Annotated in this window: 21 protein-coding genes; 2 read left to right on the top strand and 19 right to left on the bottom strand. The window is 65.7% G+C overall.

Annotated features, from left to right (window positions below; all coding sequences use genetic code 11):
- Positions 1 to 50 precede the first annotated feature (50 nt).
- Together M2395_RS05405 and eco are read right to left on the bottom strand one after the other, a co-directional pair.
- Positions 51 to 356: an NIPSNAP family protein gene (locus M2395_RS05405; protein WP_053151739.1), complete on the bottom strand. Its 306-nt coding sequence runs from the start codon at positions 354 to 356 to the stop codon at positions 51 to 53.
- A 27-nt stretch (positions 357 to 383) separates the two neighbouring features.
- Positions 384 to 860, bottom strand: coding sequence for a serine protease inhibitor ecotin (gene eco, locus M2395_RS05410; RefSeq protein WP_015635680.1), 477 nt, complete (start codon positions 858 to 860; stop codon positions 384 to 386).
- 517 nt (positions 861 to 1,377) lie between these two features.
- Here eco and M2395_RS05415 point away from each other — a divergent pair.
- A complete protein-coding gene (locus M2395_RS05415) occupies positions 1,378 to 1,641 on the top strand; it encodes a DUF1652 domain-containing protein (protein ID WP_011061382.1) in 264 nt (87 codons plus the stop codon).
- 124 nt (positions 1,642 to 1,765) lie between these two features.
- On the opposite strand, the gene M2395_RS05420 is transcribed toward M2395_RS05415, so the two are convergent.
- The 17 genes from M2395_RS05420 to M2395_RS05505 all read right to left on the bottom strand — a co-directional run bounded on the left by M2395_RS05420 (position 1,766) and on the right by M2395_RS05505 (position 20,196).
- A complete protein-coding gene (locus M2395_RS05420; RefSeq protein ID WP_011061381.1) occupies positions 1,766 to 2,023 on the bottom strand; it encodes a DUF2790 domain-containing protein in 258 nt (85 codons plus the stop codon).
- A gap of 154 nt (positions 2,024 to 2,177) precedes the next feature.
- Positions 2,178 to 2,957 carry a carbohydrate deacetylase gene (locus tag M2395_RS05425; RefSeq protein WP_123430738.1) on the bottom strand — a complete coding sequence of 260 codons (780 nt, stop codon included), beginning with the start codon at positions 2,955 to 2,957 and terminating at the stop codon, positions 2,178 to 2,180.
- Entirely contained in the window at positions 2,954 to 4,078 is a 1,125-nt protein-coding gene (locus M2395_RS05430) for a GNAT family N-acetyltransferase (RefSeq protein WP_123430739.1), read from the bottom strand. The genes M2395_RS05425 and M2395_RS05430 overlap by 4 nt, the downstream gene beginning before the upstream one ends.
- Entirely contained in the window at positions 4,075 to 4,779 is a 705-nt protein-coding gene (locus tag M2395_RS05440) for a GNAT family N-acetyltransferase (protein ID WP_011061378.1), read from the bottom strand. The genes M2395_RS05430 and M2395_RS05440 overlap by 4 nt, the downstream gene beginning before the upstream one ends.
- Positions 4,776 to 6,704: a hypothetical protein gene (locus tag M2395_RS05445; protein ID WP_019093963.1), complete on the bottom strand. Its 1,929-nt coding sequence runs from the start codon at positions 6,702 to 6,704 to the stop codon at positions 4,776 to 4,778. Before M2395_RS05445 ends, M2395_RS05440 begins: the two co-directional genes overlap by 4 nt.
- Positions 6,701 to 8,011, bottom strand: coding sequence for a lipopolysaccharide biosynthesis protein (locus M2395_RS05450; protein WP_123430740.1), 1,311 nt, complete (start codon positions 8,009 to 8,011; stop codon positions 6,701 to 6,703). Before M2395_RS05450 ends, M2395_RS05445 begins: the two co-directional genes overlap by 4 nt.
- On the bottom strand, positions 8,008 to 9,006 hold the full coding sequence (locus M2395_RS05455; RefSeq protein WP_123430741.1) for a polysaccharide deacetylase family protein: 999 nt from the start codon (positions 9,004 to 9,006) through the stop codon (positions 8,008 to 8,010). Before M2395_RS05455 ends, M2395_RS05450 begins: the two co-directional genes overlap by 4 nt.
- A gap of 1 nt (position 9,007) precedes the next feature.
- Positions 9,008 to 10,144 carry a glycosyltransferase gene (locus M2395_RS05460; RefSeq protein WP_123430742.1) on the bottom strand — a complete coding sequence of 379 codons (1,137 nt, stop codon included), beginning with the start codon at positions 10,142 to 10,144 and terminating at the stop codon, positions 9,008 to 9,010.
- Positions 10,137 to 11,102, bottom strand: a complete 966-nt coding sequence (locus M2395_RS05465) for a glycosyltransferase family 2 protein (protein ID WP_123430743.1) — start codon at positions 11,100 to 11,102, stop codon at positions 10,137 to 10,139. Before M2395_RS05465 ends, M2395_RS05460 begins: the two co-directional genes overlap by 8 nt.
- Positions 11,103 to 11,246: 144 nt before the next feature.
- Entirely contained in the window at positions 11,247 to 12,617 is a 1,371-nt protein-coding gene (locus M2395_RS05470) for an O-antigen ligase (RefSeq protein WP_011061372.1), read from the bottom strand.
- Positions 12,614 to 13,714 (bottom strand): glycosyltransferase family 4 protein, encoded by a 1,101-nt coding sequence (locus tag M2395_RS05475; protein WP_015635671.1) that lies wholly within the window; start codon positions 13,712 to 13,714, stop codon positions 12,614 to 12,616. The genes M2395_RS05470 and M2395_RS05475 overlap by 4 nt, the downstream gene beginning before the upstream one ends.
- Before the next feature lie 11 nt (positions 13,715 to 13,725).
- Entirely contained in the window at positions 13,726 to 15,318 is a 1,593-nt protein-coding gene (locus M2395_RS05480) for an LPS biosynthesis protein (RefSeq protein ID WP_041118261.1), read from the bottom strand.
- Between the two features lie 11 nt (positions 15,319 to 15,329).
- The gene (locus tag M2395_RS05485; RefSeq protein ID WP_011061369.1) at positions 15,330 to 16,349 is read right to left on the bottom strand and encodes a polysaccharide biosynthesis/export family protein; all 1,020 of its coding nucleotides are present in this window, start codon (positions 16,347 to 16,349) and stop codon (positions 15,330 to 15,332) included.
- Between the two features lie 22 nt (positions 16,350 to 16,371).
- Positions 16,372 to 17,016, bottom strand: coding sequence for a CpsD/CapB family tyrosine-protein kinase (locus tag M2395_RS05490; RefSeq protein ID WP_011061368.1), 645 nt, complete (start codon positions 17,014 to 17,016; stop codon positions 16,372 to 16,374).
- Position 17,017: 1 nt separating this feature from the next.
- The gene (locus tag M2395_RS05495; protein WP_019093969.1) at positions 17,018 to 17,770 is read right to left on the bottom strand and encodes a sugar transferase; all 753 of its coding nucleotides are present in this window, start codon (positions 17,768 to 17,770) and stop codon (positions 17,018 to 17,020) included.
- A 57-nt stretch (positions 17,771 to 17,827) separates the two neighbouring features.
- Complete coding sequence (locus M2395_RS05500; RefSeq protein ID WP_011061366.1) at positions 17,828 to 18,847, bottom strand: NAD-dependent epimerase; 1,020 nt, start codon at positions 18,845 to 18,847, stop codon at positions 17,828 to 17,830.
- Positions 18,844 to 20,196: a UDP-glucose/GDP-mannose dehydrogenase family protein gene (locus tag M2395_RS05505; protein WP_011061365.1), complete on the bottom strand. Its 1,353-nt coding sequence runs from the start codon at positions 20,194 to 20,196 to the stop codon at positions 18,844 to 18,846. The genes M2395_RS05500 and M2395_RS05505 overlap by 4 nt, the downstream gene beginning before the upstream one ends.
- Before the next feature lie 644 nt (positions 20,197 to 20,840).
- Here M2395_RS05505 and M2395_RS05510 point away from each other — a divergent pair.
- Positions 20,841 to 22,142 (top strand): OprD family porin, encoded by a 1,302-nt coding sequence (locus M2395_RS05510; protein WP_053151719.1) that lies wholly within the window; start codon positions 20,841 to 20,843, stop codon positions 22,140 to 22,142.
- Positions 22,143 to 22,163: the final 21 nt, after the last annotated feature.

Below are 22,163 nucleotides of genomic sequence, written 5' to 3' on the forward strand. Positions count from 1 at the left end.
CAGCGAAGGCGTCCGGCACAGCGATGCAAGCTTCACCGGCAAGCCGGCTCCTACGACAGCAGAGGGCGCATGAAGCTGCGTTCGTAGCTGAGGATGAAGCGCTTTTGCACCACCGCCGCTACCAGGGCCACGCTTTCCGGGTCACTGAGGGCGCTCTGGCGGTAGGCTTCGTAGTCCGCCAGGGAAGGAAAGCTGAACAGGCAGTAGGCGATGTTGCTGGCACCTTCGCAGGGCAGGAAATAGCCGTGGTGGGTGCCGCCCAGCCGCCTCACCACCGCGATCCAGGCCTTGGAGTAGGCTTCGAACTCGGCCAGTTGGTAGGGGTCGATCACGTATTTGACATGGCAGGTAATCAAGGGCGGCACTCCGGCTGGGGGGATGGCTTATTCCTGGCGGGCGTTTTCTGTCTTGTCCGCGGCGCTCCACAGGCGGTAGCGCACTTCCACGTCCTTGGGCGCGTAGATCACGATCGGCAGCTTGCTGTTGTAGCGCAAGACGAAGCCGTCACCGGTCACCGGGACGAAATCCTCGCGGGTCTTGCCGTCGGGGCAGGCCATCCGCGTACTTATCGGGCCGCTGACCTGGTCCAGGCGGTAGTAGGGATAACCCCAGCCTTCGAGGTTCTTCTCTAGCAGTTTGCCGCCCAGGCGCTGCAGGTTGCAGTCCACGGTGAGGGTCTTGCCGGCGAGGATCTCGACCTTGTAGCGGTCTTCGTGCTGTTGCTTGGGCAGGTGGATGACCTGGCGGGTGAAGCCGTCTTCGGCCTTGGGGTAGGGTGCGGTGTCTTCGAGCTTGGCGGCAAAGGCCTGGGCGCAGAGAGCCGAAAGCAGGGTGACGCTGGCAAGGGGGAGCAGACGCATGAAGCCTCCTGGCTGATTGAAAGCGCGATACACCCGTTTGAGTGGGCGCCTTGGGGAAAGTCCGGCCCGGGCATTCTGACCGGCGCCCGAGGCGCAATGCAAACGTCCTGGGTAGCAGGGCATTTTGCAAGGCCAACTGCCTGCTTTCTTGCACTTTGCACGGCTGCTCGTACGCCGCGTGCCGATTTCGCAGGGCCCTGTGGCGCTGCCGGCCAGGCACGTTTCCTGCTGCTTTATCAATCAGGCCCGCGATTGAGCAAAACCTTGAAACAAGACCAGTTGCACGCAAATGGAGGGATAGGCCGGCGGCCGGTATGGGCTGGCAGCCAACCCAGCGAAAAACCCCGGTGCTCAGAGCGAAATCGAATTTAGCAGCCTCGGGAAAGCGGCTTAGTCTGTAGCTTGGCTCCGTCTGCAAGGATCAAGACCGGGCCCGGATCACTACCGAACACGGACGTCATTGTTGTCAGGTTGTTTGCCTATTGATTGGCCGTCTCGAACAAAGGAGAGAGTCGCCATGTTTCTATCTGCCCTTGAACTGCGAAATATCATTGAAAGCAGCTTTCTGCCCAAACGCTGCCAATGCACCCTAAGCCCCGACCTGTCGATGACCGTGAAGGTCTTCGGCGACCATCAAACCGACCGGGTCGACCTGGTGGTTACCGGCATCGACGCCTCGCAGCTCAACGGCTGTCGGGAAATCAACGAGCTGATTGCCGAATTGCGCTACGACCTGGCGCACAACCCTCGCCAGGTTGCCCCTCTGCGGCGTGCATTCTAGGCGCCTTCGGGAGTAGGGAATTCAACAGGGGGGCCGCCAGGCCGCCGCGAAACCCGGCTTGCCGATCGGCACCGGGCGTGATGAGGGGCCGCAGCGCGGCCCCGTGTGAGCGTGTTGCACAGCCTCAATTATCGGTGGTGCACGCATCCGACATCTTTCTGTAGGTGATTTCCTCGGGCTTGCCCTGGTTGTCGATGAACTTCATGTCGGCGGTGATCACTTTGCACTCCTGGGTCGCAGGTTCGGTCATCGAGATCACTTTGCCCACATGCAGCGGCATTCCATAGTGGTAGGGCACGGCGGTGGTGCTGTCTGCCTGGGCCAGGCCACTGAGGGCACTCAACAGCAGGGCGGTGGCAGTCAAACCGATACGCAGGTTCATGGCAATTCTCCGATGCAGGCTACGTCAGTTCCGCGCCAATCAGGCGTTAGAACTTGCCGCGCAGCGCTTCAGATTGTTCTGAACTAGCGCGGTCAATGACACTTTTAGCCTGACGGATTAATTGCCGATTAAATTGCATAGGGAGCTAATGTTTTTACAGCTCGCTGTAGGCAATGCGTTGATACCCGGGCAATGCCTGTTGCAGCAGTTGTTCCAGAGACTGCTGCGCCGGCAGGTAATCGTCACCGAAATCACCCTCGGCCAGCTGGGTCGGGTGGGCCACCACTTCAATCACGCCGGGCGGGCGAAAACCTTCCAGCAGGTCCCTGGGCGTGCACACGCTCTGGGCCCCGGCCCCGCACAACCAGCGGATACGCAGGTTGAGCGCGCTCTTGAACAACCGCTTGAGGGGCCCGATGTTGCCCCCCACATTGCGCGCCAGGCGCACCGGCACCCCTTGCTGCGCGGCGAAGCGAGCGACGATGGCTGCCACCGGCCACAGGTTGTGCACGTGCTGGTGGGAGTCGATATGGCTGGGCCGCACGCCCTGATCGACACAGCGCTGCCACTGGGCCTGCAACTCCTCGCGCACTGCCTCGGCCGCCGCGGCCGGCAGGCGCAGGGCCGAGCGCCGCAGGTTCAGGTCGAACTGCCCCTGAGGGTCACAGAACAACGGCTGGTGGCGCATCGCCGGGCTCAGTGGCGCGCCGTAGGTGAGGTTGAAATGCAGGCCGATGCGTCCCAGCAAACCGTGCTGCAGGGTCAGTTCACAGGCGTCGTTGAACGCCGGCATGTTGGCCATCAGGGTCGCTGAGCTGATCACACCTCGCTTGAAGGCGCGCAGGGTCAGCTGGTTGTAGTCCAGGTCGAGACCGAAGTCGTCGGCATTGACGATGACCCGGTGGGCCCGGGCGGCAGTCAGGGGGCGGTTCATGGGCGGGATCCTTGTACGGTGTTGGCCTGGCGCCGTTCGCGCCAGGCCTTGAGGCGCGGCTTGAGCCACTGCCAGATGCGTTCGGCGGTACCGGCCAGCAGCGCTCGCGGGCGCCAGGAATAGAAGCTCCAGCGCTGGTGTTCCACCAGGCCGCTCATGCGTTCATGCAACTGATGGCTGGAGCGGCTGAGGCTCACCCGCGAGGCATCGACCCACTGCCAGCCTTCGTCCAGCCCCCAGCGGATCCACTCATCCAGCAGCAGCCGGCCGCTACCCAGGTTCTTGTATTGCGCCAGGAAGGCGATGTTGTAGTCGTACAGGCGGCCGCGCTCCAGCAGGCCGAGGCGATAGCTGATGCAACGGCCCTGGTGTTCTAGCATCACCACCCGCACACAACCTTCGGCGGCCAGGCCGCGCAGGGCGCTGGCCATCCATTGCCAGCGCAGCTCCCCGGAGAAGATCCCCAGCCCGTCTGCGCCTTTCCAACTGGCCTGTTCCACCTCGCGGAGCATTTCCAGCACCCCGTCCATGCCGTCGGCCTGGGGCGCCATGCGGATCACCCGAGCGTCGATTTCCGCGCAGCGTTTCTTCGCCCGGCGCAGCTCGTAGCGCAAGGTGCCGGTGGCTTCCTCGCGGTCGCTGTCGACAATCAGGTGTTCCGGCGCCCGGCAGCTCAGGGCCTGTTCGCTGTACCAGCTGGCCCGGCGCCAGGGCGCCAGCAGGCCCTCGGCGTCCACCAGTTCATGAAGTTGCAGCAGGTCATGGGGCAGTTGCCGGCGGATCTGCTCCAGCACCTCGGGCATGGCGCCTTGCGCCGGGTCCGCGACCAGCAGCGCCAGGCGGTCGCTCAGCGGATGCCCCAGGTGGCGTACCACCTGCAGGCGCAGGCCGGCCCGGGTTTCGCGGCCCAGGGTCAGCGGCAGGCAGAGCACCAGGCGCTGGCCGTGCCAGCCCAGGAGGATCTGCAAGTGCCGGTGATCCAGGGCCCGTTCCGCCCCCTGCAGCCAGCTCAAGCGATTGAACGGCGTGGCCTGTGGCACTTGCTGGTGCAGTTGCTCATAGGCCGCCACGGGAAAGTCCTGGGTGCAGAGGCTGGCGCACCATTGCCAACGCAGGCTCACGAACGTTCCTTGTCGATAGGGCTGGAACCGCTGGGCTGCTGTGCCAGGCGCCCGCGGCGCAGGTGGTGCAGGCGTGTCTGGTGGTAGGGCCGGCGGCGGTGGAAGTGCAGGCAGCGCAACAGGCAGTAGACATGCAGGGATTCACCCACTTCCTGGAACCCCAGGCGCATGTGCATCTTCAGCGCCGGCTCGTTGCGCACGTTGACCAGGGCCCGGGTGGCCTTGAAGCCGCGCTCGCGGTATTCGTCCCAAAGCAGCTTCTGCGCCAGGATCACCACCCCCGAGCCGCGATACGGCACCGCGCACTCTCCGGCGAACTGATACAGGCAGCCCGGCGGGATGCGCATCCAGCAGCGGTACAACTGATCGTCGTAGTAATCGCGCTCACTGATCCACACCATCATCATCACGTTGCCGTCTTCATCCAGGTGTGCGCTGCCGCGGCTGCCTTTGTCCAGCAGGCCGCGAATGGCCGGCAGTTGCGCCTTGAAGTACTTGTCGAAGGCCGGCAGCAGCTCGCGGGTGATGGGCACCTGGGGCCAGCGGCCGGGGTTGATGGGGCAGGGCACCGGCAAGGCCAGGGAGCGTTCCAGGGTCAGCAATTCCCAGTGGTAATAGAAGAAGCGTTCACGCAGCACCCGCAGGCTGCCACGCAGGCCCTTGCGGCGGATTCTGGCCAACAGGCCGGTCAAGCGACTCATAGGGTTTTCCAGGTCAAGGCAAACAGGGTTTCACCGGGCACCTGCAACTGGGCCCGGCCATTGCTGCACTGCACGGCGGCGGAGCGGCTGTGCCCGTCGGCGCCGAGCAGTTCCAGGCTCGGGCCGGCCTGGCAGATCTGCTCGGCGCCGTCCAGGTCGATGGTTTGTGCGCGCGGGGTCTTGGTCACGCCCAGCAGGCTGTGGCGCGGGCCATCGCGCAGTGCCAGGGCATCCACCTCGAAGGCCGGGTTGTCCAGCGCCTGGACCTGCCCCAGCCAGTGCCGCTGGATGAATTGCTGGGCCACGGCCACCGGCTTCAGGCTGAAGCGCTGGGCGTCGTGCTGGGCCAGCATGCCCTTGGGGTACTCGGGCTCATCGGCGGCCTGGAACCAGTTGAGCATGTCCAGCAGGCCGTCCTGGGAGGCATTGGCCACCACCGACATCCACCACAGGGCGGCGTAGTGAGTGTCCTGCTGATAGGGGCTCAGGTCCGGGCCGCTGGAGATATTGGTCTGGCTCAGCAACAGCGCCTTGCGCGGCCGGCCCAGGTCATCCAGGCCCACCAGGTCGGCGGCGGCGCGCACGCTGGCGCGGTAGCGGCGGGTGGCCAGCAGGTCGCGGACCATCCACTCGTGCCAGGCCATGGCGTCGATATCGGCGCCGTGGGCCTCCAGCAACTGGCGCGCCCAGTCGATGCCGCGGCGCTGCCCGGCACCGATGCGAAACGGCCCGTCCAGCAGCCGCGAACTGACCGGCATGGCAATGCGCACACCTGCGGCCCGGGCCTCGGGGTTGGCCTTGACGTGCTCCAGCATGCGCCCGAAGTAGCTGGCGAACACGGCGTAGCTGGGGTAGTTGAGGTTGGGTTCGTCGGCGAACGCCAGGTAGTGCAGGCCCTGGTTGCCCAGGCGCACGCTGTCCGCCAGCCAGGCGTCGAGGCCGGCGAAGCTCTGGCTGTCGGCTGCCAGCACCGCCCGGCGCCCGGTGCCCGCCAGCAGGGTGATGTCGCGGTCGATCTTGAACGTTTCGCGGTACAGCCGGCGAAAGCCCAGCTCGCGCTGGGGTTCCTGCTGGATCACATCGACGAAGCTGTAGAAGTTGGCCGCCCGCGGCCCCAGGGCCCGCAGCAGTTCAAAGGTCGACTGCGGCGGCTGGGCATAGGGCAGGGCGATCCCCAGGTGCGGGCTCGGGCCGCGCATCTGCGGCTTGAGGCTCAGCTCGACCCGGCCCGGTGTCCATTGCAGCGGGTGCAACTGGCGCAGGTCCTGGGCGAACAGGTTGGCGGTGCCGTCGAGCCAGAAGGCCACCTTGCCCGAGCCGCCCAGGGACAGGCGCCAGACCTCGTCCTGCTGGGCCACCGGCAGCGGGATCTGGTCGAACTGACCGTACTGCGGGTGCTCCACCAGCTTCAGGCGCAGCAACTGGTGGTCACTCAGGCGCGTGGCCTGGAGCACGCTGACCCCACCGTAATACTTGCCCGCCAGTACCGCCTGCTCTCCGGCGGCCACGCGAAAATACAGCTCCACGCCACTGGGCACGTCGGCGCTGAAATGCACCTTGGCCGGTTCGAACTGGGCCAGGGTGGCGCTGTCGTGGCTGACCTTGAAGTTGCGAAAGCTGTAGCCCGGTACCTGCAGCCGGTAGTCGCCCTGGGCCGCGGGCAGTTGGACTTCCCGCTGGCCGTAGGGTTGGTCGGCGCGAATCTCCAGCTGTTGCAGCAACTGGCCGTCCGGGCGCAGCAGGTACAGCTGCTCCTGGTTGGCGTCGCTCTGCCAGGCCGGGCTCCAGCGCAGGTGCAGGGTGTCGCCGGCCTCGGCTTGCAGGTACAGGCTGCCGTCGCGGATATCGCCCCATTGCAGGGGCGCGGCGTGCAGGGCAGTGGCCGCCGAGATCAGCATCAGGGCGAGCAGGGAACAGGGTTTCATTGAAGCCTTTCCTTAGGGCGCAATAACTGGCGCACGTAGACGATGTCTCCAGGTAACAGGATCAGGGTGCGGTACCAGGCCACACCGCTGAGGTGGCAATACAGGCCGAGCATGGCCAGGCTCACCGCGAGGTAGGCGATGGACGAGGCCAGGCCGGCGCCGACGATGCCCAGCGACGGGATCAGCAGCGCATTGAGCGCCAGGTTCAGCAGGGCGCCACCGGCCAGCAGCAGCGACAGCGTGCCGGGGCGCTGCTTGCCCAAGAGGTCCAGGCGCAGGATGCTCGCGTAGCACAGGCCGAACAGCCCGGGCAGCAAGGCCAGCAGGGCACCGTAGGCCGGGGCGTAGTCGGTGCCGAACAGGGTGACAATCAACCACTGGCCGATCAGCGCCATGCACAGGCAGGCGCCGAGCATCACCGTGGCGGTCAGGCGCAGGGCCAGGGCGGTCAGTTGCTCGATGCCCGACCCCTGTTGCAGCAGGCGCTTCATCAGTGGCGTGGTCACCGCCTCGGGAATGATCAGCAGCAGCTCGGCGGCGGCGCTGGCCATGGCGTACCAGCCCAGGGCCGCGGGGTCGAGCAGGGCACCGATGAACAGGTAGTCCGAACGCAGCATCAATTGTTGCGACAGCACCCCGGGGTGGCTCTGGGCGCTGTAGCGCAGCAGCTTGCCCTGTTCCCCGGCCTGCCAGCGCAGGCCCAGGTCGTGGAAGCGTCGCAACCAGCACCAGCCAACCACCACCACCAGCAAGGTGCCCCCCAGCCAGCTGACCAGGGCCGCCGACAGCGGCTGGTTGCGCCAGATCCACCACAGGCCGACGAACAGCAGCAGCGGCACCAGGGATTCCAGCAGGCGCAGGGCATTGAAGGCTTCGACCCGGCCATCGGCGTTGTGCAGGGTCAGCAGGCCGCTCTTGAGCACGGTGATGGGCACCGCCAGCAACAACAGCCAGGCCAGGTCCCCCAGTTGCAGGCTCAGTTCCCACTGGCTGCCCAGGGTGTTCATCAATGCCAGCCCGGCCAGGGTCAGCAGGCTGGCCAGCAGGCAGCCGTAGACCAGCACCTGGGTCAGTAGCAGGCCCATGGGCCGCTGGCGCGCGGCTTCATAGCCGACCGCGGTGTTCAGCCCGCCGCTGGTCAGGGCGGCAATCAGGTCCGGCAGGGTGCTGAGCAGGGCGAACAGGCCGCGATCCGCCGGGCCCAGCAAGCGAGCCAGCAGCACGTTGCGCAGCAGCCGCAGGCCGATCATCGCCAGGCGCGTGCCCATGCTCAGGGCCAGGTGCCAGAGGTAGCCGCCGCGCTTCATGCCCGGGCTCCCTGCAGCAGGCGCCAGGCCAGCAAGCCGGGGCGGGCGGCGCTGGCGTGACTGACGTCGATGCGTGGCAAGGCCAGGAGCGGGTTGCCACTGGCCTCGATCAGCCCGGGGCGGGTGCCCAGGGCGTAGCGATAACCCAGCCCGGCGACGGCGGCGCGCACCTGGGCATTGTGGTCGCCATTGGGGTAGCAATAGACCCCCAGCGGCGCCTGGCAATGGTTCTGCAACGCCTGATGGGAGCGTTGCAGATCCGCTTTCAGCGCGGCCTCGTCAAGGCCGGTGAGAATGGCATGGCTGGCGCCGTGGGGCCCAAAGCGCACCAGCGCCGAACGCTCCAGGCGCTGCACCTGGGCCCAGTCCAGGCTGTGGGGGCCGTGCTCGTTGGGGCAACTGTCGGCCAGGGTCTGGAGGGTGGGCCCGGGCAGGGTCTTCAAGCGTTGCAGGTAGCGCCCCAGGAGCCGGCTGCGGGCGTCGCTGTCACCCGGCTGCAACAGTTCGGCCGCAGGTGCCAGTTGCAGCACCTGCAACTGTTCCAGCAGCGGCCGGGCCGCGGCGCTTGCGGGCCGCAGCCAGAGCGTTTCGCCGATGGACTCCCACCAGAAGCCCTGGGCGCTGCCGATGAAGTCGGTGGAGAGGAAGATGCTCGCCGGCACCTCGTAGCGCTCCAACAGTGGGTAGGCCACCTCGGCGTTGTCGCGCCATCCGTCATCGAAGGTCAGGGCCAGGCGCGGCCGGTCACCGCCGGGGTATTGCAGCAGGTGATTGAGCGGCACACAGTCGAAATGCCGCCGCAGCCAGCGCAGCAGGTGCTCGAACTGGCGCTGGCCGACGCACAGTGGCGCCCGGTGCGGCCGGCGGGCGGCCTGCTCGTCGGCCAGCACCCGGTGCAGCATCAGCACCACCCCGGCTTCGCTGAGGCGGACGCGGCCAACGCTGTGCAAGTAGGCGCTGCCCAGCAGGCGCTTGAGGTTGAGTTTGAGGTTCATGTCAGCGGTTCTGTTGTGGGTTCCACAGGGCATAGCGCTGCCCGCGGAGAAATTGCCAGAGGCCCATGCTCATGCCGGCCATTGTCACCAGCACGAAACCGGCCAGGCGAAACACCTTGGGCAGGCGCCCGCGGCGGTCCAGCAGGCCCATGATCCCGGCGCCGTAACCCAGCACCTGGGCCAGCAGGGCCAGGCTGTAGAAGGCGCCGGCATTCCACAGCAGCAGGCTGCTGACCAGCAGTGGCAGCAACAGCACCGGGGCCAGGCGGCGGATCAGCTTGTGGCTGATCAGGGCGATGGCGTAGGCGCCGTGGCGCAGTGGGTTCATCAGCTCGCGGCGCTGGGCCAGGCTCTGCAGGCCGCCGACGGTGACCCGCAGGCGCCGCCGGTACTGCTTGCCGGCTTCGTCCACGCCCTGGTCCAGCACCTGGGCCTCCTCGACATAGACGATCCGCTTGCCGGCCACCGGGGCGCAGGTGCTGATGAAGAAGTCATCGTTGACCTCGGCCGGAACCCGCTGGAACAGTTCGCGGCGCAGGGCCAGCAGCGCGCCGTCGGCGGAGACCATGCAGCCGGTGCGGTTTTCCGCCTGGCGCAACCAGGCCTCGTAGTGCCGGTACAGGCTGTCTCCCAGGCTCAGGTTGTGCCCGGGGTCGGGGATGATCATGTGCCCGCCACAGGCCCCCACCTGCGGGTCGGCCAAGGGCGCCAGCAGCTTGCCCAGGGTGTCGTGGGACCACTGGTTATCGGCGTCGGTGAACACCAGGATATCGTTGCGCGCCAGTTCCACCGCGGCGTTCAGCGCCCCGGCCTTGCCCACCCGGGGCAGGTCCAGGACCACGATCCGTGAGTCGCGCACGCCCAGGGCCGTGGCCACGGTGTCGTCGCTGGAACCGTCGCTGGCGAGGATGATCTGCAAGTCGGTGGCCGGGTAGTCCTGCTGCAACAGGGTGCGCAGCTTGTGCTCGATGTGCGGGCCTTCGTTGTGCGCGGCGATGATCACGCTGACCGACAGCGGCGCGCCTTCCTGCACCGGCCGCGGCCTGACGAACAGGCTGAGCAGGGCCAGCAGCAGGGGGTAGCCGACCCAGGCATAGAAAGGCAGTAGCAGGCACAGCCAGAAAAGTATTTTAGCCACGGTCAGGTCTCTCGGCAGAACGGTTGAACAGGGCCTGCACCAGGGCCAGGGCGCCCAGGTGCAGGCGCACCCAGTGCAGCAGCCAGAGTTGCAGGACGAACAGCGGGTCGCGTTGGCGCAGGCCCTGGCGCACGGCCAGGGCCAGGGGCGCCAGCGCCCCCAGCAGCAGGCACAGGCCCGCGGCGCCGGGCAGGCCCGCGAGCAGGCACAGCAACGCCACGAGGCTGAGCAGGGCGCAGGCCAGGCACAACAGGGGAAAGCGCAACAGGCGCAGGCTGAAGCCGCTGCCTTTGAGCAATTGCACGTGGCTGCCCTGGCGCCAGCGTTCCTTGCCGGCCCATTCGGCCCAGCTGGCCTCGTAGCCCCAATGCAGCACCTGGGGCTGGGGCAGGCTCAACTGGCGGGCGCCGGCAGCGTGCAGGCGCAGGCCGAAATCCTTGTCCTCGCCGGTGCGCAACTGCTCGTTGAAGCCGCCGACCCGTTCGAACCAGGCCCGCTGCAGGCACAGGTTGGGGGTGGGCATCCACGGCAGTAGCCGGGGTTGCGGATCGCCGGCCAGGCTGCGGCGCTGCCAGGCCCGGGCGAACCAGGGGGCGCTGGCGGGTGCCGCGCAGTCCAGGGCGAAGACCTCGGCACGCCGCTCGGCCTGGGCCTGCTGCCAGAGCTGCAGCCAATTGCCGGGCACTTCGATGTCGGCGTCGAGGAACGCCAGGCTATCGCCGGTGGCCACCGCCGCACCGCGGTTACGCAGGGCGCCGATGCCGATGCCCGGGCACAGCAGCACCCGCGCGCCCAGCTCCCGGGCCCGTTGCGGCCCCTGATCGGTGGAGCCGTTGTCCACCACTATCAGTTCGCAGTCCAGGGTCGCCGCCCGGGCGGCGCGCAGCACGCTGTCCAGGGTGCGGGTGATGTGACGCGCCTCGTTGTACATGGGCACGATCACGCTGATCCTTTGCATCTTTGCCTCCCTTGGCCAGATTGCGTTGTTGTCGTGGGCGCCGGGTGAGGGCGCGGTGTTGCTGTTCTGTCGGTGCTGCTCCTGGGGGCCAGAAGGCCCTTCGGGCCTTGTCGCAGCCTGGGGCAGTGGCTACACGCGGCGTTGTCAGGCCGGGGCCGGGCGCGGCACGGGAGCGTCTTCGGCCTGCAGGCGCAGGACGCTGGACAGGGCCAGGAAGATCCACAGGTACTTGTGGTTCGGCGCGCTGAGAAACAGCAGGAACACCGCCATGGCCAACAGGCTCAGGCCCAGGTGGGTGGCGATATCGGCCTGTTCGCGCTGGCCCCGGGCAAGAAAGCCCTGGCGCGCCCGTTCGAAGTTGCGCAGGCCCATCAGCATCAGCGCCACGAAGCTCAGGCCGCCGGGAATGCCCAGCTCGCTGAACAGCTCCAGGTAGGTGTTGTGGGCCCGGCGGAACAGGTCCGGCTCGTTCATGTTTTCCGAGAAGCTGCTGGCAAAGCCGGTCTGCGCGTAGTGGATCGGGAAGGTCCCCAGGCCCGAGCCCAGCAGCGGGTTCTGGCGGATCATCTGGCCGCCCACCACCAGGTAGGAGGTGCGCCGGCCCAGGGAGGTGTCCGCCGAGTGCGCGCCGGACTTGAGCATGCTCAGGGACTGGATCCGCGCCACGTACTCCGCCGGCAGCACGGCAATGCCCAGGGGAATGACGATGGCCACGGCGAACATGGCGAAGCCCAGGTGCTTGGGCCGCAGGCCCTTGAGCCGGTCGCGGTAGTGCCAGACGCCGATGGCAATGGTGAACAGCACCACCAGCAGGCCCGAGCGCGAGTCGGTCTTGGTCATCCCGGCCATCAGGGTCAGGCTGATGCCGACCCAGAACAGCCGCACCGGCCAATGGGGCGAACGCAGGGCGAGGAAGATCGCCGGCGGCACCGCCATGGCGATCAGCAGGGCGAAGTAGTTGGCATCCTGCAACAGGCCGATGGCCCGGCCGCCCACCTGGTACTTGGCCGATACCAGGGCGATCACACAGGTGATGGCCACGCTCACCGCCAGCAGGCGGCAGAGCATCAGCAGGTTGACTTCCCGGGCAATCAGCAGGGTGACGAAGAACAGCACCAGGCCCACTGCCAGCTCCCGCAGGCTATCCAGCGACACCAGCAGGTTCTCGCTGTACAGCATGCTCAGCAGCAGGCACAGCAGGAATGGCCCCAGGGCCCGCCACAGGTTGCTGCGCAGGCGGCTGTCGGGGATCTGCCGCAGCAGCAGCTTGAACAGCATGATCAGGATCAGCGAGGCGCCCAGCAGCTTGGCCCCGGAGAACGCGCTGTCCTTGAACAGGCCTTCGAAGGGCACCAGGGCGCAGATCCCCAGCAGGCCCCAGCCCGGGCGCCGGTACAGCAGCGCCAGGCCGAACAGCCCGACCACCACCAGCGGCGCAAGAAACGGCCAGGGGCTGGCCAGCAGCAACAGTGCGGCCAGGCCCAGCAGCAAACCCAGGAACGGAGCGGCGATCATACTCGGGAGCTCTCTCTGGCGACGCGGTACAGCTCATCCCAGCGGCGAGCCAGGGTGGGCAAGTGATAGTGCTTGCGCTGGGTGACCTGGGCGGCCTTGGCCAGCTCCCCGGCCAGTACCGGGTCGTCCAGCAACTGGCCGATGCAGCGCCCCAGCCCGGCACTGTCCAGGGGCTTGGCCAGCAGGCCGTTGTGCCGGTGCTGCAGCACATCGGGAATCCCGCCCACGGCAAAGGCCACCACCGGGGTGCCGGCCTGCATGGCTTCGAGCAGGATCATCGGTGTGCCTTCGGTGCGTGAACTCAGTACCAGCACATTCAGGCGCTTGAGCCAGGGCTGCATGTCGTTCTGATAGCCCGGCAGCAGGATGCGCGTGGCCAGCCCGGCTTCGTTGATGCGCTCGCGCAGGGCCTGGTTCTGTTCACCATCGCCCAGCAGCACGGCCTTGAGCGCAGGGCGCTGCTGGCACAGGTCGATCAGCGCATCGAGAAACAGGTCCGGGCCTTTTTCCGCGCTCAGGCGCCCGACGAAACCCACCAAGGGTTCCATTTCGTCGCGGCGTACTTCGGGCTCGCGCAGCGGCGGCCCGTCCAGGCTCGCCGGCAGTTCCAGGGCCGGCTCCGGCAGGCCGTTGGGGATCACCCGCAGCTTGCCCTCGGCGACCCCCGCCTCCAGGTGCAGCAGGGCAATGCTCTGGGCCACGCAGGCGACCCGGCGCACCCGGCGGCTGCGGCACAGGCGCAGGCTGAGCCAGGTGTAGAACTTCTGTTTCAGGCTGCGCGGGGTGAAGCCGTGCTGGGTCATGACCAGGGGCAGGCGCAGGCGCCGGGCGCAGACCCAGGCAAACACCTGGGCCTTGAAGTTGTGCGCGTTGAGCAGCCCCGGCTGTTGTCGCAGGTGCGCCAGCAGTTCCTGCAGGCAGTGGCAGTTGTGGCTCGCCACGCCGGCCTCGGCGAAACGCTGCAGCAGCGCATCGGGGGCATTGATGAACACCACCCGATGCTGCCCCGGGGTGCCCAGGCAATGATCCAGCAGCATGCGCTCGGCACCGTAGAAACCGCCGCTGTGGATCAGGTGCACGATAGGCTGCGCGGCCATGCTCAGGTCGCTCACTGTTTGGCCCAATGCCAGGCCCAGCGCCAGGTCCAGCGCGGGTACGGGTTGACCTGGGGCTGCTCGACCGCGTTGAGCACCATCAGCACCGGCAGGCCGAGGTGATCACTGACCTGGGCCGGGTGCTTGAAGCGATGGTCGAAGAACTCGTAGACATAGCCCAGGGCAATGGCCAACAGCAGGCCGGTGAGCAGGCCCAGGGGAATGATCAGCATCGGCTTGGGGAACGCCGCTTCGCTGGGTTCGTAAGGCTGGCTCAGGACCCGCGCGTTGGACAGCTCGCCACTGATCAGGCGCTCGCCACGGCTCTCTTCGTAGCGCTGGGTGTAGGTGAAGAAGGCTTTGTGCAAGGCATCGATTTCAGTGTCCAGCTGGCGCAGTTTGCTCAGGACCTCTTGCAGGTCGCGCACCCGCGCCTTGTAGTCGTTGATCCGCGCGGTCTTCTGGGCGATCACCGACTGGGTGATCTGCAAGTCACTGCTGCGCTCGCGCACGCGGTTTTCCACCACCTTGAGGAACTGCGCCCGGGCCCGCACGATCTGCTCGCGCTGCTGCTGCATGGGCACGCTGTCGGCGCGGTAGGTGTCGGCGGTGGTGCCGTACTGGCTCACCAGGTTGGTCAGCTGTTCGCCCAGTTGCTTGATCTCGCGGTCTTCGTAGGCAACGTTGTCCACGGTGTTGGCGAAGGCGAAGGGGAAGGTGTAGTCGGTGAGGCCGGCCTTGCGCGCGGCAGCCAGGTTCTTCTGCAGGTAATCCAGGCGGCGCTGGTTCTCCAGGGCCTGGTCGCGGTAGCCGTTGAGCGATTGCTCTTCGGTGTTGATGGCGTTCAGGCGGAAGGTGATCTCTTCCTTGGGGTCGGAGGCGTGGGCCGCTTCCAGCAGGGCCTGGCGCTTGCCTTCCAGGTCATCCAGGCGCGACTGGTACTGGGCCTTCTTCTGTTCGTAGAAGGCTTCGGGCAGTTCGTTGGATTGCAGGTCCTGGCGGTTCTTCAGGTAGTTGGCCAGCAGGCGCTCGACAAAGCGCGTGCCTTCGGCGGCATTGGGGCTGGCGTAGACGATGGAGATCACGTTGGAGCCGGGCAGGGTGCCGATCTTCAGGTCCTTGACCGCCTGGTCGGTGAAGGCATCCAGGCTGGTATCGCGCACCGGGTCCACGGCCAGGCCGAAGAAACCGCGCACCGGGTTGATCACATGGTTGCGCAGGGGGTCGATCAGGCCATTGCGGATCGGCTTGACGATCAGCCGGGTCAACAGGCCCTCGCTGCCGCCGAACTGGCCCTCGCGGCGCAACTGGTCGATGGTGTCGCGGATCAGCGTGGGTGAACGCAGGATGTTGCTCTCGGTCTCCATGTCCGCCAGCGACGGCGGGATGAACTTGTCGGAGTCCGGGGCGAGCACGGTGTTGGCGTCGGTCTGCGAGAGTTTCTTGGACTGCACGATGACTTCGGCAGTGATCTCGAAGCTCTGCTTGAGCACCAGGGGCAGCAGCAGGGCGATCACCGCGAAACCCAGGAACACCCGTTTGATCAGGCGCCGATTGACAAAGAACACGAGCAGGAACTCGTGCAGGTAGTTTTCGATCTTGGTCATCAAGAGGGAACTCAGTTGTTGTTCGTTTCTTTGTTGTCGACGCGGTAGCCGAAGCTGAACCCGACACCCTGGAACATGATCACGTCCGCCAGCTGCTTGCTCAGGGCGCCGGCCTTGGCCAGGCGGGTCTTGGGCACGTAGAGCATGTCGTCGGGCTGCAGGTAGGCGAATTGCAGGGCCTTGCCGTCCAGCGCCGCGTCGGCGTCGTAGACCCGGGCTTCGACCTGGTTGCCCTTGCGCCGCATGATCACCACCGAATCCAGGCGTGCAGTGGGGCCGGCCCCCTTGGCCAGGGTCAGGGCCTCAAGCACCGAGATCGGCCGGCGGATCGGGTAGGCTCCGGGCTGGCCGACTTCGCCCATGACGAACACCTCGTTGGAGGCGGTGGTCTTGAGCAGCACATCGACGCTCACCGAGCCCACCTCCTTGGCATAGCGCTGGTTGACCAGGGTCTGCAGCTCGCTGAGGCTCTTGCCCTGCAACGACAGGCTGCCCAGCAGCGGGAAACTGGCGCGGCCGTCGGAGCCCACGACGATCTCGCGGCTAAGCCCGGTGGCCGGGTTGGTCAGGCTGGTGCGCAGGTTGTCCAGCTGGGCCATGGCGTGGGAGATCGAAAAGTTGATCTGCGGCTTCTTCAGCACCTTGGCGTATTGGGTTTCCAGGACCTGGCGCGCCTGTTCGGCGGAGAGCCCGGCGACCTGGATGTTGCCCACGTAGGGCATGTCGATGCTGCCGTCGGGCAGCACCAGTTTGCTGCCGCCCAGTTCCGGAGCGGTGAGGAAGGTCACATCCACCTGGTCGCCAGGCTGCACGAGGTAGCGCTGCTGGCTGGTGGTGCCGATATGGAAGATCACGTCCAGCACGTCCTGGGGCCGCAGCACCTGCTCGATGGGCACCACCTCGGTGAGCTGGGCCTGGTCGGCCGGGGCGCTGAGGATCTGCACCGGCATCTGCTGCGGCTCGCGATTGACGCAGCCGCCCAGGGCCAGCAGCAGTGACAGGCTCAGCAGGGAAAGTCTTGGCTTGTTCATGGTTACACGGTCCTTGTGCCGGTCAGAGACGGTCATAAACCCACTTGGGCATGTAGTACTTGCGGGCGTTGAACACGCTGCCGATCAACTTGGCCTCGGCCTGGATCAGGCGCTGGGCGGCGGCCTGGGCCACTTCCCAGCGGGTTTCCTCGCTGCGCACCACCAGCACCACGCCGTCGACCTGGGTGGCCAGGGTGAGGATGTCGCCGCTGCTGTAGACCGGGTCGCCGTCGATGATCACGAAGCGGTATTCCTCGGCCAGGGCCTGCAGCAGTTCGCGCAGCAGTTCCGGGGTCAGGCGCTCGCTGTACTGCTGGCGGCGGCCCAGGGGCAGGAAGTCGAAATTCACCGCGTCGCTGCTCTCGATGCACGAGGCCAGGGGCGGCGGGGTTTCGGCCAGTGCCAGGTCGAGGAAGCCGGGCCGCTCATCCAGGGCCAGGCGCCGGGTCAGGCTGCTGTCCGAGAGGCTGGTGTCCACCACCAGCACCCGGCCGCGGCTGGTGCGCGCCAGTTCGTTGGCCATGCTCAGGCTGCTGCTGGTGACGCCGCTGTTGCGGTTGGCCGCGGTCAGCAGGATGACCCGCAGTTCCTGGTCGAGTACGGTCACCGCCAGGTTGCTTTCGCTGGGGCTCTGGATCTTCAGACTGGCAAAGGTTGCTGCCGCCATTTCAACTTGCTCCGTGGCCATTGAGGACCTTGAAAGGGGTTTTGATCAGGATCTTCAGGTCGAGCCAGGGGCTCTGCTGGAAGATGTAGGTCATGTCGAGGGTCACGCGGCCGTCGAAATCCACGTCGCTGCGCCCGGATACCTGCCACAGGCCGGTGATCCCCGGGTAGATGCTCAGGCGGCCGAGGTGGTGTTCCTTGTAGGTCTGGGCATGGAACGAGGTGGGGCGCGGGCCGACGATGCGCATCTGGCCGAGCACCACGTTGATCAGGTTGGGCAGCTCGTCGAGGCTGGTACGGCGCAGGAAACCGCCGATTCCAGTGATCCGCGGGTCGCGGTCGATCTTGAAATCCACCGAGTCGGCGCCGTGCTTGTTCAGGTGGCGCACCGAATCCTTCAGGGCCTCGGCGTTGACCACCATGGTGCGGAACTTGTACATGCCGAAGCGCCGGCCGCGAAAACCGGTGCGCAACTGCACGAAGAACACCGGGCCGGGGCTGGTGAGCTTGATCAGCAAGGCCACGACCAGCAGCACCGGCGACAGCAGCACCAGCAGCACCGCGGCCAAAAGCGCCGAGGTCAGGCGCTTGCTGCGCGACAGGGTCCAGGGCCGCCCGCCGTCGCGGCCGGTGATCCAGCCGTGCTGTTGCAGGTCGATGGCGGCCTGGACCTTGCGCCGGAACGGGTCGTTGCGCCGGTCGATGTGCAGCGGGGCGGGCACCTCGGTTGCGGGCGATGAGAGAGGTCTATCCATATCCACCGGGAATACTTCCATTGCAGGGGTTGGGTAAAAACGTTCGGCTGTCGCGGCTCAGGACGCCGCGCCCGGGTAGTAGCTCAGGTACCACTGGACGAACTCGCGCAGGCCTTCCTCCAGGGGCACCTGGGGGCCGAAACCGGTGAGGTTTTCCAGGGCGCTGACATCCGCGCAGGTGTTGAGCACATCGCCGGGCTGCAGCGGCAGGTATTCCACCTGGGCCTTGTGGCCGAGGAGTTTTTCCAGGGTCGCCACGTAGTCCTTGAGCTCCACCGGGCGCTGGCCGCCGATGTTGAACAGGCGCCAGGGCGCCATGCTGGTGGACGGGTCCGGCTGTTCCCGGTCCCACAGCGGATCGCGCACTGGCGGCTTGCCCAGCAGGCGCACCAGGGATTCGACGATGTCGTCGATGTAGGTGAAGTCGCGCTGGTGCATGCCGTAGTTGAACAGTTTCAGCGGCCGGCCCTGGCTGATGGCGTCGGCGAACAGGATCGGCGACATGTCCGGCCGGCCCCAGGGGCCGTACACCGTGAAGAAGCGCAGGCCGGTGGCGGGCACGCCGAACAGGTGGCTGTAGCTGTGGGCCATCAGCTCGTTGGCTTTCTTGCTGGCCGCATACAGCGACAGCGGGTGGTCGACGTTGTCACTGACCTTGTACGGGGTCTGCTGGTTGGCCCCGTACACCGAACTGGACGAGGCGTAGATCAGGTGTTGCACCGGGTAGCGCCGGCACATCTCCAGCAGGTTGAGGAAACCGCTGAGGTTGCTGTCCAGGTAGGCCTTGGGGTTTTCCAGGGAATAGCGCACCCCGGCCTGGGCGGCGAGGTTGATCACCACCTGGGGCCGTACTTCGGCGAACAGCCGTTCCAGGCCCTCGCTGTCGGCCAGGTCCAGGCGCTGCAGGGGAAAGTGCCCTACCTGGCGTTCCACCCAGCGCACCCGGTCGCGCTTGAGCTGGGGGTCGTAGTAGTCGTTGAAATTATCCAGCCCGGTGACCTGGTGCCCATCCTTGAGCAAACGCAGTGCGGTATGGGCGCCGATGAATCCGGCGGCCCCGGTGATCAGGATATTCATGCGCGCAATGCCTCCGGTACACGGTAGGGCAGGCCGATGCTCAGGTAATGCAGGCCGGCATCCGCTGCCTGTTGCGGGTTGTAGAGGTTGCGGCCGTCGACCACCAGGCGATCCCTGAGGGTCTCGCGCAGCAGCGTGAAGTCCACCACGCGAAAGGCCTTCCATTCGGTGCAGATCACCAGCGCGTCGGCGCCTTGCAGGGTGTCGTCACGGGTGGCGCACAGTTGCAGGTCATCGCGGTAGCCGTACAGGCGCCGGCATTCGGTCATGGCTTCCGGGTCGTAGGCCTGGACCTTGGCCCCGGCTTCCCACAGTGCCTGCATCAGGTAGCGGCTGGTGGCTTCGCGCATGTCGTCGGTGTTGGGCTTGAAGGCCAGGCCCCAGAGCGCGATGACCTTGCCCTGCAGGTTGTCCCCCAGGTGCGCCTTGAGCTTGCGAAACAGCACATGGCGCTGCTGCTCATTGACGTCGCGCACGGTCTTGAGCATGTGCGGTTCCAGCCCGTGGCTTTCTGCGGTGTGGATCAGCGCCCGCAGGTCCTTGGGGAAGCACGAGCCGCCGAAGCCGGCGCCGGGGTAGATGAAGTGGTAGCCGATGCGCGGGTCGGCACCGATGCCCTTGCGCACGGCATTGATGTCCACCCCCAGGCGTTCCGCCAGGTTGGCCATCTCGTTCATGAAGCTGATGCGGGTGGCGAGCATCGCGTTGGCCGCGTACTTGACCAGCTCGGCGCTGCGGTTGTCCATGAACATCAAGCGGTCATGGTTGTGGTTGAAGGGCGCGTATAGCTCGCTCAACTGCTGGCGGGGCAGGTCGTCGGCGCAACCGACGATGATCCGGTCCGGGCGCATGCAGTCGGCCACGGCCGAGCCTTCCTTGAGGAACTCCGGGTTGGAGACCACGTGCACCCGCAGTTCGGATTTGCCCAGGTCTGCCAGTTGTTCGGCGACGGTCTCGATCACCAGATCGGCGGTGCCCACCGGCACCGTGGATTTGATCACCAGGGTCTTGTCGCTGAACATCAGGCAGGCAATGTTGCGCGCCACCGCCAGGACATGGTCGAGGTCGGCGGAGCCGTCTTCGTTGGAGGGAGTGCCGACCGCGATGAAAATCACCTTGCCGTGGCCCACTGCATCGCTGGCCTGGGTGGTGAAGTGCAATCGGCCGGCCTTTTGATTCTCTTCGATCAGGGTCGCCAGGCCCGGCTCGTGAATCGGCGGAATAGAACGTTGCAGCTGGGCGATCTTGTGGCTGTCGATATCGACACAGACCACGTTATGCCCGACATCGGCCAGGGCAACTGCTTGCACCAGGCCAACATAGCCAGTACCAAAAACGCTGACTTCCAAGGGAACGACCTCGTCCATGATGAGTGTTGGGGTGAGGGTGGTTCTCACCTTCTGAAAAGGCGTATGGCACATTGCCGCTATCACGCTCTTTTTTTGACACTACCATAACGTAGAGACGTTTAATTGACGTTTTGCCGTGTTACATAAATGACAGCTGTGTTTTGTTTATTTTTCGATGAATAAAATAATGTTTAAAAACAATTAGTTAAGCGTCTTCATGATGGTCATCATGGAAAGCGTCAAATAGTTGGTTTTTGTTAATAAATGACTGAAAAACCCGACGAACGGTAGTGAGGTGAGACGAAAAGCTAATGCCTTTTTGACATTACCTGCTACGGCATCCTGGGTTCCGAAGGTGAAGCTGAGCAGTCGGACAGTTTTTTTGACGCTTTTCTGCAGCTTGAAAACTGTTGAAATTGATCGGTTTTTTCAAGGATATGGCTGGCAAGGCGGGACGGGTAGCGCCGGTTATGACCAGGCGGGCGTCAGACTAAAGTCGGGTTGGGAGGGTAGGGGCTATCTGCCATCATTGCCGGTCTTCATTGATTCAATCAATTCAGCTGGCGATCACAGATTCGCTGGATGAATTTCACCTGGGTCTTTTTCTTTACCTCGCGTCACTGATTTGCTGCTGGAGCCTGTTCATGCGTCCCCCTTTCCCTTTACTCAATCCGTGCCCATTGCTGGGCCTCGGCGCTGCCGTGCTGTGCGCGGGTTTTGCCCCTCTGGCCAATGCGGCGGGTTTTTTCGAAGACAGCAGCGCCAAGCTGGAATCGCGCACGATCTACTTCAACCGGGACTTTCGCGACGGCCACACCAGCACCGACCAGGGCGCATCCAAGCGTGAAGAATCGGCCCAGGGCTTTATTCTCAACCTGCAATCGGGCTACACCGAGGGCACCGTGGGTTTCGGCCTGGACGCCCTGGGCATGCTGGGGATCAAGCTCGACTCCAGCCCCGACCGCAGCAACAGCGGCCTGCTGCCCTCCAGCGGTCACGACCCGCGGGGCTCGGCGGACCAGTACGCCAAGCTGGGGTTGACCGCCAAGGTCCGGGTCTCGCAGACGGTATTCAAGTACGGCGCCCAGTTGCCGGACCTGCCGCTGCTCAAGTACAACGACGGGCGCCTGCTGCCCACCATGTTCAACGGCGCGGTGCTGACTTCCCGGGAGGTCAAGGACCTGACCCTGACCGCGGCCCGCTTGAACCGCTACACCGCGCGGGACTCCAGCGATGCCCAGGACATCCGCGTGCACTGCAAGAACAAGCGCTACGCCTGCAACACCACGGCGGATCACTTCGACACCTATGGGGTGGACTACAAGTTCAACGATCGCCTGACCGGCCAGTACCACTACGCCGAGCTGGAAGACATCTACCGTCAGCATTTTGTCGGCCTGCTGGCCAACCAGCCCTTGGGGCCCGGCGTGCTCAAAGGCGACCTGCGCCTGCTCAAGAGTGCCGACACCGGCGCCGAGCGCGCCGGCGGCATCGACAACCGCGCCCTGAGCACCCTGCTCGGCTACAGCGTGGCCGGGCACGTGTTCAGTGCCGGCTGGCAGCGCATGTACGGCGACAACTCCATGCCTTACCTGGATGGCAGCAACCCGTACCTGGTGAACTATGTGCAGGTCAACGACTTCGCTGCGATCCAGGAGCGTTCCTGGCAACTGCGCTATGACTATGACTTCAAGGCCATTGGCCTCAACGGCTTGAGCTTCCTGACCCGCTACGTCAGCGGCGACCACATCAAGGTCCCGGGCAGCCTGCGCGAAGGCCGCGAATGGGAGCGCGACAGCGAGCTCAAGTACGTGGTGCAGAGCGGCACCTTCAAGGACGTGAGCCTGCGCCTGCGCAACGCCACCTACCGCAGCAACTACCAGAAGATCGCCCGCGACATGGACGAAACCCGCCTGATCGTCAGCTACAACTTCTCGCTGCTCTGACCGACGACTCTGGTAGAAGCT

This window comes from Pseudomonas sp. BIGb0176 (assembly GCF_024810175.1).
In the GTDB taxonomy this organism is placed as follows: Bacteria; Pseudomonadota; Gammaproteobacteria; order Pseudomonadales; family Pseudomonadaceae; genus Aquipseudomonas; species Aquipseudomonas protegens.

Bases quoted from the DNA above. Each gene is read 5' to 3' on its own strand.
- eco (WP_015635680.1), bottom strand. From the start codon at position 860: ATGCGTCTGCTCCCCCTTGCCAGCGTCACCCTGCTTTCGGCTCTCTGC.
- M2395_RS05415 (WP_011061382.1), top strand. From the start codon at position 1,378: ATGTTTCTATCTGCCCTTGAACTGCGAAATATCATTGAAAGCAGCTTT.
- M2395_RS05420 (WP_011061381.1), bottom strand. From the start codon at position 2,023: ATGAACCTGCGTATCGGTTTGACTGCCACCGCCCTGCTGTTGAGTGCC.
- M2395_RS05425 (WP_123430738.1), bottom strand. From the start codon at position 2,957: ATGAACCGCCCCCTGACTGCCGCCCGGGCCCACCGGGTCATCGTCAAT.
- M2395_RS05440 (WP_011061378.1), bottom strand. From the start codon at position 4,779: ATGAGTCGCTTGACCGGCCTGTTGGCCAGAATCCGCCGCAAGGGCCTG.
- M2395_RS05445 (WP_019093963.1), bottom strand. From the start codon at position 6,704: ATGAAACCCTGTTCCCTGCTCGCCCTGATGCTGATCTCGGCGGCCACT.
- M2395_RS05450 (WP_123430740.1), bottom strand. From the start codon at position 8,011: ATGAAGCGCGGCGGCTACCTCTGGCACCTGGCCCTGAGCATGGGCACG.
- M2395_RS05455 (WP_123430741.1), bottom strand. From the start codon at position 9,006: ATGAACCTCAAACTCAACCTCAAGCGCCTGCTGGGCAGCGCCTACTTG.
- M2395_RS05465 (WP_123430743.1), bottom strand. From the start codon at position 11,102: ATGCAAAGGATCAGCGTGATCGTGCCCATGTACAACGAGGCGCGTCAC.
- M2395_RS05470 (WP_011061372.1), bottom strand. From the start codon at position 12,617: ATGATCGCCGCTCCGTTCCTGGGTTTGCTGCTGGGCCTGGCCGCACTG.
- M2395_RS05475 (WP_015635671.1), bottom strand. From the start codon at position 13,714: ATGGCCGCGCAGCCTATCGTGCACCTGATCCACAGCGGCGGTTTCTAC.
- M2395_RS05480 (WP_041118261.1), bottom strand. From the start codon at position 15,318: ATGACCAAGATCGAAAACTACCTGCACGAGTTCCTGCTCGTGTTCTTT.
- M2395_RS05485 (WP_011061369.1), bottom strand. From the start codon at position 16,349: ATGAACAAGCCAAGACTTTCCCTGCTGAGCCTGTCACTGCTGCTGGCC.
- M2395_RS05490 (WP_011061368.1), bottom strand. From the start codon at position 17,016: ATGGCGGCAGCAACCTTTGCCAGTCTGAAGATCCAGAGCCCCAGCGAA.
- M2395_RS05495 (WP_019093969.1), bottom strand. From the start codon at position 17,770: ATGGATAGACCTCTCTCATCGCCCGCAACCGAGGTGCCCGCCCCGCTG.
- M2395_RS05500 (WP_011061366.1), bottom strand. From the start codon at position 18,847: ATGAATATCCTGATCACCGGGGCCGCCGGATTCATCGGCGCCCATACC.
- M2395_RS05510 (WP_053151719.1), top strand. From the start codon at position 20,841: ATGCGTCCCCCTTTCCCTTTACTCAATCCGTGCCCATTGCTGGGCCTC.